At 39.1% G+C, this 11235-nt stretch carries 10 protein-coding genes; 3 read left to right on the top strand and 7 right to left on the bottom strand.

Annotated elements, in window-relative coordinates; all coding sequences use genetic code 11:
• Window positions 1–75: 75 nt before the first annotated feature.
• From A5877_RS08375 to rplM, 6 genes are all read right to left on the bottom strand, one after another.
• Window positions 76–2034, bottom strand: a complete 1959-nt coding sequence (locus A5877_RS08375) for an alpha-glucuronidase (RefSeq protein ID WP_086317450.1) — start codon at window positions 2032–2034, stop codon at window positions 76–78.
• Window positions 2035–3126: 1092 nt separating this feature from the next.
• Window positions 3127–4545 (bottom strand): LlaJI family restriction endonuclease, encoded by a 1419-nt coding sequence (locus tag A5877_RS08380; protein ID WP_086316690.1) that lies wholly within the window; start codon window positions 4543–4545, stop codon window positions 3127–3129.
• On the bottom strand, window positions 4526–4798 hold the full coding sequence (locus tag A5877_RS08385) for a hypothetical protein (RefSeq protein ID WP_086316691.1): 273 nt from the start codon (window positions 4796–4798) through the stop codon (window positions 4526–4528). The genes A5877_RS08380 and A5877_RS08385 overlap by 20 nt, the downstream gene beginning before the upstream one ends.
• Before the next feature lie 31 nt (window positions 4799–4829).
• The gene (locus A5877_RS08390) at window positions 4830–5585 is read right to left on the bottom strand and encodes an AAA family ATPase (RefSeq protein ID WP_176273445.1); all 756 of its coding nucleotides are present in this window, start codon (window positions 5583–5585) and stop codon (window positions 4830–4832) included.
• 401 nt (window positions 5586–5986) lie between these two features.
• The gene (gene rpsI, locus A5877_RS08395; protein WP_003128901.1) at window positions 5987–6379 is read right to left on the bottom strand and encodes a 30S ribosomal protein S9; all 393 of its coding nucleotides are present in this window, start codon (window positions 6377–6379) and stop codon (window positions 5987–5989) included.
• Window positions 6380–6394: 15 nt separating this feature from the next.
• Window positions 6395–6841, bottom strand: a complete 447-nt coding sequence (gene rplM, locus A5877_RS08400) for a 50S ribosomal protein L13 (protein WP_301280258.1) — start codon at window positions 6839–6841, stop codon at window positions 6395–6397.
• A gap of 406 nt (window positions 6842–7247) precedes the next feature.
• Between rplM and A5877_RS08405 the strand changes: the two genes are divergently transcribed.
• Window positions 7248–8462 (top strand): argininosuccinate synthase, encoded by a 1215-nt coding sequence (locus A5877_RS08405; protein WP_005233014.1) that lies wholly within the window; start codon window positions 7248–7250, stop codon window positions 8460–8462.
• Window positions 8463–8516: 54 nt separating this feature from the next.
• Complete coding sequence (argH, locus tag A5877_RS08410; protein WP_086316693.1) at window positions 8517–9896, top strand: argininosuccinate lyase; 1380 nt, start codon at window positions 8517–8519, stop codon at window positions 9894–9896.
• A 40-nt stretch (window positions 9897–9936) separates the two neighbouring features.
• On the opposite strand, the gene A5877_RS08415 is transcribed toward argH, so the two are convergent.
• On the bottom strand, window positions 9937–10425 hold the full coding sequence (locus A5877_RS08415; protein ID WP_005230382.1) for a Dps family protein: 489 nt from the start codon (window positions 10423–10425) through the stop codon (window positions 9937–9939).
• A 125-nt stretch (window positions 10426–10550) separates the two neighbouring features.
• On the opposite strand from A5877_RS08415, the gene A5877_RS08420 reads away from it, so the two are divergent.
• Window positions 10551–11222 (top strand): prepilin peptidase, encoded by a 672-nt coding sequence (locus tag A5877_RS08420; protein ID WP_086316694.1) that lies wholly within the window; start codon window positions 10551–10553, stop codon window positions 11220–11222.
• Window positions 11223–11235 lie beyond the last annotated feature (13 nt).

Consider the following 11235-nt stretch of genomic DNA (forward strand, 5'->3'; position numbering starts at 1 on the left):
CTCTGGTTGAAATCTTTTTTCTTAGTAATCTAAACGGGCTATTTCTTCTTTGAAGCCTAGCACTTGATTCTCTTTCTACGCATAAATTTGACGTCCATGTGCATCTGGAATGCCGCTTTTACGATAAAAATACGTGTTGATTTGATCCCGCCAATCTCTAGCAGAACGAACTTGTTCTTGCAATCGTTCGGCGACGTTTTGATAACTTTCTTCATCGATTTGTCCCTGTAAGGAAGCCCACTCGGTAACATATTCTTCTACTTTTTCATAGCCTTCGAAATGTGTGTCATAGATGTGTTGAATGATCGTTTTGCCGCTTTGTAAGACATGATCGTATGGTAGATGGTGGAAAAATAAGACAAGTTCATCTGGGCAAGTTTCTACATTTTCGTATGTTTCACACCAAGCATCCGCATACTGCCTTACATAGCCGGTGCCGTCTTTTAACGTTCGATTAACGCCAATGCCCTTTCTATCTGCAAAGTGATACGTCCCCCATCTATCATATTCGTAGCCATCGACATCAGGCCCATAGTGATGATTGGGACGAACCATAAAACCGATACCTAGTGGGGCAGTATAATTTTCATAGGTCTGATAGGACGTAGCGAGGATTGCAAGTAGTCGTTTTTTTGCAGAATCATCTAACTCAAAGGACAAATCGATCCATTCGCAAAGGATAGCTTCTGTGCTTAATTCATTGTTCCAAATCAATCTGCCATAGCCAAAAAGGTTCGCTTGCGCTAGCTTGTGTCCGGTCCAATTATCATCCATGCCGACATTGACGACTGCTGCCACGCCAGAATATTTAGGATTTGGACTTTGCTCTGGGAGAATCTTCTTTACTGTGGCGTGTTCAAGTGGATGCTTCGTATCAAAATCTAATACATCTTTCCACATCGGTAGTAAGCAGCAAATGTGCTTTTGTTGTCCGGTATACTCTTGCGTCACTTGGAATTCCAACATTTGATTGGTGTGTTTTAACGCGCCAAAAAGCGGCGTCACGGGTTCCCGTACTTGAAAATCAATCGGTCCATTTTTAATCTGTAAAATAACATTTTCCTCAAACGTACCGTCTAATTTCATGAAGTGGTCGTAGGCAGCTTTGGCACGATCAATTGAGCGATCTCGCCAATCCTGTAAACAATCATAAACAAAGCAGCGCCATATCAGTAGTCCTCCATAGGGTTGCAACGCTCGTGCCAGCATATTGGCACCATCATTATGGTCACGCCCATATACAAACGGTCCCGGTTCCCCTTCAGAATCGGCTTTGACTACAAACCCACCAAAATCCGGCATCACTTGATAGATTGTATCTGCTGTTTTTTGCCAAAACGCAATAACTTCCTCAGCTAACGGGTCGGCGGTCGTTAATCCTCCAACGGATATAGGTGCCGCAAAGTTGATACTTAAAAACGTCCGAATCCCATAGGCAGCGAATGTATCTGCGATTTTTTTAATCTCGATCAAGTACGATTCCGTAATAAACCATTTGGCATCTCCGCGAACATTCACGTTATTGATAGAAACCGCATTCATTCCGATGGAAGCTAAGAAACGCGCATAGTCGCGTACCGTTTCATGATTTTGTCGAAACTGATTGTTTGAAAAGAAAATCGATTCTCCAGCGTACCCACGTTCAATCGTCCCATCAAAATTATCCCAATGGTTGACCATACGAATGGCTTGATCGGGAATCGACCTCAGATTTTTTGGCAACTCAGTGGTTCGAATCACATGCTTGTAAAGTTCAAAGAAGCCATATAACCAGCCTTTACTAGCATTCGCATAAACGACTGTCTGATTGTGCTCATAACTGATCTCAAATCCTTCATCCCCAAGCAGCGCATCCGTTGCCTTTTTGAAATATAACTCTGCATTTGCCTCTTCCACATAACGGCACATTGGAAATAATGTTTGCATCTCTCGTTTGATCGTATCCGTCAATTGGTCCGACTGCTCGAAACTATATGTCGAAACTACATCAGTTGCTACACGCTTTTTTAGCCAACACTCGTCTTTCTTTCTCATTGCTTCATCCCCTCTTTTATCTAAAAAATCCCTTCCGGCAGTTTCCAAGCAACTTCACTTTCTATGTGAATCCCTCCTCAGAGCTTTTTGACTATTTGATAGACGAATAGAAACCGAGGCTTGCCGACACTTTATTTTATAAATGAAATGTGTCAATACCTGTTATTTTAACTTCCCCATCTGAAACACAAAAAAAGGATTGGACGACTGTCCAATCCTTTTGACATAGCGAAATAAGCATAAGGCATCCTGCATAAAATCCCAGAAAATCTGCTTTTCCTACTAGAAAAAGAACAGAATATTAGGTACAATAAACAGGTCGATACCTTAGGGTATTGACTATGGCAACTTGATTAGTCAGTCCTATTGACTTTTCAAGGCCTCGTATTGGAGCGCCAACTCTGATACGGGGTGCCTTTTTTTATTCGGTTTCTATTCCCCTCTATTGTATAGAAACCCGTTTTGGAAAGCAAGACCAAATCTGAGGGAAATGATTTAATAACAGAATTGATTTATGGTTTTTTGATGGATAAAGTAATCGATGTGTACAATTTGTTATTATGCTGTAATCTCTTTGACCGTATTAATATTATCATATGAGGTGATTTTGTGTATCATAGAATTCGCGACTTACGCGAAGACAAAGACTTGAATCAAGAATAACTTGCTAAACTACTGAATATCAGCCAAATTACTTACTCCCGTTATTGCTTAATTTAACGAATTATCAAAAACCTTATTCGCGTAATTAGAATTATGATATGTGTAAAATGTATAAAAGCCAATATACGACGATAAGAGCATAATTTAGATAGGCATCAAGGGGATGTGAGGCCTCTAGCAAATGAGCAATCTTCATTAAGATAAAGATTTAACTCGATATCAAATTACTAAAATTTTAAATATTTAACATCAATGTATTCTCAGTACAACCTTTGTTCTTGGGAGGCTTATTGTACTTTTCGTTACTTTTAGAATTAACATTCTTCGATTCCTTATTTTGCTACTATCAGGTTATCATCCTTTTTATAATAGGATTCTAAAAAGGATATTTAATACACCTAATTTATTGCGATAAGACCAAATAAAAATCTAAGCATTTAGATACTGATCATAAAGAACTTCACAATCCCTCGCAATAACTTTAATATTCTCCAAACCCAATTCGCGCAATATTTTCAATTCTACCATAGCATATTCAACGCCATCTCCATTATCTTCATGAAGTTCATCTTTAGGAATAACAAAAATATTTGTAAATTCATAATTATTTATTTGAGCTAATTTTTTAAAGGCTAATTGATACAGATACTGCTTCGTAATATCATTAATACCAGGGTATCCAAAAATATCTTTTTCACTAAAAGTAATAGAATAGTATTTTGCGTCAAAAATTTCAAAACGTTTTCGTTCATGATTAACATGTAAGACATCAAGTTCCAAAGATTTCCTTGCTTCTATCCCTTCAACGGAATCTTTTTTTTTCCAAACTGGTGCTTCAACTACATGCTTTAATAGTTTTTTTTCTCTATAATCAATCACTATCTTTTTCTCACCATTTTTTTCTACTTCATAAAACAACTTGAGGCCTAAAGAAGATAACTTTTCATTTAAATCATCTTTATAAACTTTTTTGCAAATGTCTTCCCAAACTAAATTAAACGAATTTGTTCCATACACTTCAAAACTATTAGTCATTTCCTGATTATACTTTTTTAAAATATAACTCAATAATTCTCGTAGAATTATTTGCTTAGATGTTATAAATTGCATAGAGAGTTCTTTCTCTAAAATATACTCTAGATAATGAACATCTCCAAAATCTTCTATTTTTTCCGCAGATAAAGCTATATCAGGAAGATTAAATATGGAAGATATAGGTTGTAGTTGCGCAACTATTTCACTTACAATAGCTGCATGTAATTTTCTTATTATATCAAGTTCATTCAACGTATTCTTTTCTGTAAAAACATCTAAATAAAAAGGAATATCTTTTATTAAATATGCCGTACTCTCATCGATTGTTTTTTCCCATAAAATATTTCCTTCGCCATTAATTTCTACAGCACTTTTATCACTTGAGTATAGGCCAAAATCCAAATAATTTCTCAAGATGCTAATCATCATAGCCAACAAGCCCACTTGTCCATCAGAAGAGTATTGACCTTCATGGTAAGTTTGAAACTTCTCAATTACATTTAAAATTTGTATTATTTTCTTTTGAGAACCATTATAATCCTTTTCAATATCTTTTATATATTTCGGATAGATGACCAAACAAAAATTTTCTATCATAATTATTCCCACAAAGTTAAATAAATAACATTCTTTATCAACTACATATTCTTCAATGTACTCATCATTTTGCTCATATAGTTCAATCTTAGGCAGTCTATGTGTTAGAATCCTAGCTAACTTTAATTTCTCAATAATGCTCTCTTTATATTGAAGTACATTATGCAAGTACTCAGAAGTAACTGGACTATTTTCCTTAAATAGTAGGACTTGCATTAGAACCCCCTCCTATTTTTTTATGCTCCACCAATTCCTCCGAATCTATAAATACATCAATACCATCTCGCTCAAACTTTTCAATTAACTTAGAGTAAATCATGTCTTCTTTGCTTAAGCTAAAGAATTCTGTCCGTTTTTGTTTTGCTGCATCTTCGAAAAGATACATTAAAACTTTTGTCTTAAAAGAATCGGTTAAATTCTCATTTGTGGACTGTAATATAGTTTTTGAAATAAAATATGGTCCTAACAACTTATCCTCAGGTACTTTTAATTTAATAAGTTTATTCTATATATAACAATTTAGAATCATCATTTTTTCCCACAATAATTTTTTTATAATTATCAAACTGATCCTTATTTTCTTCATACGCTTTGTCTATACCAAAATATTTTTGCTCCCATCTACGTTTAAATGCGGTATCCATAGGCATTACACCTTGATCAGCACTATTCATAGTAGACCAAATAAAAAAATTTGACGGAAATATTAATCCACGGTTCATTTGTTTTTTCATATTAAGAATATATTCTTCATTTTCCTTAGCTAAGTAAACGTTATTCTCAAAATACCACTGCATATCTTGACTTATTGATATTGGGTACTCACTAATAAAATCTTCTCCTCGATCTAATAATTGAAACATATCTCCAAAAACTGCCGCTACATTGGCTCTATTCATCTCTTCGATTATGAGAAGAAATGCAGATTCCGGATGTAATAAAGCTTGGACTAGCTGCTTCATCAGTGGTCCCTCTACATATTTGTATGTTATTTTATCCTCTCTAATTGGTGTAGGTTTGAATACGCCAACAAATTGACCATAAGTCATATTCGGATGAAACGTAACACGTTCGACATTTTTTTCAGAAAACATCTTACTATCTTTATCAAGTTGATAACTTTTCCCAGTTCCTGGAGCTCCAAAATAAATATATTGTCTGACCTCATTAATCAAATTAGGGGAGAATCTAGTCTCATTTGTCTCCTTTTTAACTTCAACTTGTATTTGATATGATGTTTTTTCTGGAGCTTGCATATATTCTTTATATGACAACATCTAGATGTGTATAAGAGACAGGAGTTACTCATACATCAAATTCAATAGGAATTATGTCGGTATTTAATTATTACAAGACACTTCTATATGATAGGAATCGCTCTTAAAAATTAAGTAAAAAGATTAATGTTTTGAAAACATTTGGAAGTCAATACACATTTCAATCAATTTTAATTTATTTAGAATCGCTTGTGGCAATCACAATTAAAAATGCGAGCCAATTCAAATATTACTAGAAAGTTTTGTCTCAGCCACATTAGATTAATTATTTCGCTGAATAACTCTTGAATATCCATTTCAAGAGCAACCGCAATAAGATCGACATTTAAGCAAAAAACACCCTCCAAAAGGAGAGTGTTTTGAAATCTTCAATAAAAAGATTAACGTTTTGAAAACTGTGAAGCTTTACGAGCTTTCTTAAGCCCTGGTTTTTTACGTTCAACCATACGTGCGTCACGAGTAAGTAAGCCAGCACGTTTAAGAGCTAAACGGAAATCAGGATCAACTTGTAACAATGCGCGTGCGATACCGTGACGGATTGCACCTGATTGTCCAGCGTATCCACCACCATTTACGTTTACAAAAACATCGTATGAACCTTTAGTTTCTGTAACGCCGAATGGTTGGTTGATTACTTCACGCAAGTCTGCGTGTGGGATGTATTCTTCAACATCTTTTTTGTTAACAGTAATTTTACCAGTACCTGGTACTAAACGTACGCGGGCTACTGCATTTTTACGACGGCCAGTGCCGATATATTGAGCTTGTGCCAATGAAATTCCCTCCTATTAGATTAAGTTTGTGATGTCCAATACTTCTGGTTGTTGTGCAGCATGTGGGTGTTCAGCGCCAGCATAAACATGAAGTTTCATTCCTTGTTTACGGCCTAAAGTGTTTTTAGGAAGCATGCCTTTTACAGAAGTTTCGATCAAACGACGAGAATTTTTAGCACGTAATTCTCCAGCAGAGACTGATTTCAATCCTCCTGGGAAGTTTGAGTGACGGTAATAAATTTTATCGCTTGCTTTGTTACCTGTTAATTTGATTTTTTCTGCATTAATGACGATTACGAAATCGCCTGTATCCACATGAGGTGTGAATGTTGGTTTATTTTTACCACGTAAGACAGATGCTACTACTGCTGAAAGACGACCCATAGGAACATCTGTTGCATCTACTACGTACCATTTACGTTCTACTTCGCCTGGTTTGGCCATATATGTTGTACGCACAATTTTTTCCTCCAATTCAATTTCACGAATGTTTGACATACACTTGAGTTTCCGGGGCTCTTGTGGGGCAAACAATACCATATAACATAATACCTTCTATAAAGCCTAATGTCAACGTAATTCCGCCTCTTTTTGAAAATTTTCTCCATTCGTTTTCTGCCATTTTCTCTGAAAAACGAAACTTGTTGTTGCAGGTTTCTAAAACTGAATACCATAATGAATATTATGTATAAACTTTCATCAACAAAGTGAGCATCCACTTCTTTTCTCCAACCACCGAAAATAGTATAAAAACCTGATAATCACTGCTTTTGTGTATAAATATTTAATTTTACCCTTGATTTATTATTTTTATTCTGATAAGATAGCTTCAATCACTTGAAAACATGCGGAAAAGGAGTTAATAAGTATGAAAGAAAAAGTAATATTGGCCTATTCTGGAGGATTAGATACCTCCGTTTCAATTAAATGGTTAACGGACCAAGGATATGATGTGGTGGCTTGCTGCCTAGATATCGGTGAAGGTCGCGATACCCAATCCATTAAAGACAAAGCTTTGGCAGTTGGCGCGATTGAATCTTATGCCATCGATGCCCGCGAAGAATTCGCCCAAGATTTTGCTTTGATCGCTTTACAAGGCAATACTTTTTATGAAAATTCTTATCCTCTTGTTTCCGCTTTGTCTCGTCCATTGATCGCCAAGAAATTGGTGGAGTTGGCATTAGCGACTGGCGCAACGACCGTCGCCCACGGCTGTACCGGTAAAGGCAACGACCAAGTTCGGTTTGAAGTGGCGATCGCTGCTTTAGCGCCTCACTTGAAAGTCATCGCACCGGTTCGGGAATGGAAATGGTCCCGGGAAGAAGAGATTGCCTATGCGGCTGAAAAAGGAGTACCGATTCCCGCTGACTTGGACAATCCGTATTCCATCGATCAAAACTTGTGGGGACGTGCCTGTGAGTGTGGCGTCTTAGAAGATCCTTGGGCAACACCGCCAAAAGGAGCCTACGCCATCACGCAAGAATTAGAAGATACTCCTGACGTACCAACGATCGTTGAGATCACCTTTGATCAAGGGGTACCGACCGCCATTGATGGCGAAACGATGAATCTAGCAGAATTGATCATGAAACTGAACCGGATGGCTGGCGAGCATGGCGTTGGTCGGATCGACCATATCGAAAATCGTCTGGTGGGGATCAAATCACGGGAAGTTTATGAATGTCCGGGAGCGATCGCTTTGATGACGGCTCATAAAGAGTTGGAAGATTTGGTCTTTGTACGGGAATTGGCACATTTCAAACCAATCATCGAGCAGCAATTAGCGCAAGTCATCTATGATGGTCTTTGGTTCAATCCATTGACAGAAGCCTTGATTACCTTCCTGAAAAGCACGCAAGTCTACGTCAACGGGATCGTGCGTTTGAAATTGTTCAAAGGCAACGTCATTTGTGAAGGACGGAAATCAGAAAATAGTTTGTACGATGAAAACTTAGCAACGTACACGTCTGCAGATACCTTTGATCAGCATGCGGCTATCGGCTTCATCAAATTATGGGGACTGCCAAGCAAAGTGCACGCTGAGATCCAAGCACAACAGCAACTAACAGAAACATTGATTTAAGTATGCACGGCTGAAGCTGCCGCTTCAGCCGTAATCTTTTTTTGAGGTGAGAATATGGCAAAATTATGGGGCGGACGTTTCGATGGGAAAAACGAAGCATGGATCGATGCTTTTGGGGCTTCCATCACGTTTGATCAAAAGTTAGCAAAGCAAGACATTCTTGGCAGTTTGGCACATGTCAAAATGCTGGTCCATACGGGCATCATCAGTCAACCCGATGGCGAAGCGATCATTGGCGGCTTGACCACGATTCAGCAGCAATTAGCCGCTGGCGAATTGACCTTCACGATTGAAAATGAGGACATCCATTTAAACATCGAGACATTCTTGCATGAATTGATTGGACCAGTGGCAGGCAAATTGCATACTGCCCGTAGTCGTAATGACCAAGTGGCGACCGATATGCATTTGTATTTGAAAGAAGTCGTGCAAGAGGTGATCACTTTGATCGCTGATTTGCGAGAAGCGCTGGTTTTACAAGCCGAAGCCAACATCTACACCATCATGCCTGGTTATACCCATCTGCAGCATGCACAGCCGATTTCTTTTGCCCATCACCTCTTAGCCTATTACAGTATGCTGACGCGTGACCAAGAGCGTTTCAGTGAAAGTTTGAGCCGCATCGATGTGATGCCTTTAGGCAGTGCCGCTTTGGCAGGAACCACCTTCCCCATCGATCGGGCCTTCACCGCTCAAGAGTTAGGGTTCAGCAATATTTACAGCAACAGCCTAGATGCGGTCAGCGATCGTGATTTTATCTTGGAATTTTTAAGCAACGCCTCTTTATTGATGATGCATCTGTCTCGTTTTTGTGAAGAGCTGATTCTTTGGTGCAGCCATGAATACCAATTTGTGGAACTGACCGATACCTTCTCCACTGGCAGCTCCATCATGCCTCAAAAGAAAAACCCTGACATGGCGGAGCTGATCCGTGGAAAAACAGGACGTGTCTATGGGAATCTCTTTGGTCTTTTGACGGTCATGAAGGGCTTGCCGCTGGCGTACAACAAAGATTTCCAAGAAGACAAAGAAGGCATGTTTGACAGTGCCGAAACCATCACGAAAAGCTTGCAGATCATGACGGGCATGATCGCAACGATGAAGGTCAATCAAGCACGGATGCAAGAATCCACTGAAAAGGATTTTTCCAACGCAACAGAATTAGCGGATTACTTAGCCGGCAAAGGCGTGCCTTTCAGACAAGCCCATGAGATTGTCGGCAAGCTCGTCAGCGAGTGCTTGACCAAAGGCATCTATCTGCAAGATGTTTCCTTGGAAGACTACCAAGCGATCCATCCTGCCATCGACAGCGATATTTTTGAAAAACTTGACTCCTATACCGCCGTCAAAAATCGTCATTCTTATGGCGGCACCGGTTTTGATCAAGTAGCACAGCAAATTGAAGCCGCCAAAGGGTTATTAGCAAGCAAGTAAAAAAACCAGCGAAGAAAATTCTTCGCTGGTTTTTTGTTGATTAATGACGTACGCGAGATTTCGCTGGATCGATCAATGGCGCTTCGCCTAAGTGCGCTTGGATCATCCAAATACGTTTTTCGATGGCTGTTTTGAAGCCGATGAAGATATCTTGGGTTGGATCGTCGCCTTCTTCACCAGATACTTCGATCCCTTTTTGGTATAAGTCCGCTAAGTAACGGTAGCCTTCCACCAATGTAGCTAAGCGTTCTGGAATCGTGCGGTCCCAGTTGCCAACTTCATCAGGGATTTGAGTGTGTTCTGCCATTTCACGCAAAGTTGAATATGGTGAACCGTCTAATGTAATCAAGCGTTCAGAAACTTCATCCAATTGCTCATTTAGATCATCCATGAATTCGTCCATCATTGGATGCAAGGTCAAAAAGCCAGGTCCACGCATGTACCAGTGTGTTTGGTGAACGACCATAGCCATTTGGCTTAAATCAGCAACAAGTTGGTTTAATACTTCTTTTGTTTGTTCAAATTTCATAACGATTCCTCCTCTAAATTATCTATTTTAAGGATAATACGAAACAAATAAAAAGTACAACAAAATCATCTATTTGAGAAAATTTCTCACTCTCTTACGTATTTCTTTATAAGGAGGATCGAAAAATGACGATTTTCGTGTTTTTTTTAGGCGCTTTACTCGGCTTCTTTTGGCTTTTGCTCTTACATACCCTGTTTTGGAATCCACTAAAAAGTGATTCTCGTTCTCACTACCAGAAAGTGAACAAAGTTTCGGATAACCATTGGTTTTTTCGCCTTCCTACGAGATGGCTTTCACCCCCGTTTTATTGGGTTTTCGCCTGCTTGTGCTATGGCGGACTTTGCGGGGTTGCCTTTCATGATTCCCAAAGCTTCCTGGCTTTTGTCTGGCTGACCAGTGCCTTTTTACTCAGCTTGACCGACTTGATAGACTATAGCGTCTACCCGCAACTGCTGTACCCCGCCCACCTACTGCTAGCGCTGGCACAGCTTAGAAGCGGCGCTTCTTTTCAATGGCTGTCTTTAGGCTTGCTGGTTCCACTGGTCTTTTTTGTCTGGCAGGAAAAAATGGGCGGCGGCGATCTCTTAGTGCTGGCAGGCTGGAGCATTTGGCTAGCGCCAACGACCCTTTTGGCCCTCTTACTAGTAGCCAGCAGTCTTGGTCTCCTCGCTTTTTTTAGCTATCAAAGCATCTGGAAGAAACGATTGGCGCAGTTGCCCTTCGTCCCCTTCTTGAGTCTGGGTTTGCTGATTGTTCGCTTTCTAGCGTTTCATACTTTTGATGGTCTTTTTCTTTGAAGTGAAAAAAAAC

Origin of the sequence: Enterococcus sp. 3C7_DIV0644 (genome assembly GCF_002141235.1) — a bacterium.
GTDB lineage: Bacteria > Bacillota > Bacilli > Lactobacillales > Enterococcaceae > Enterococcus_D > Enterococcus_D entomosocium.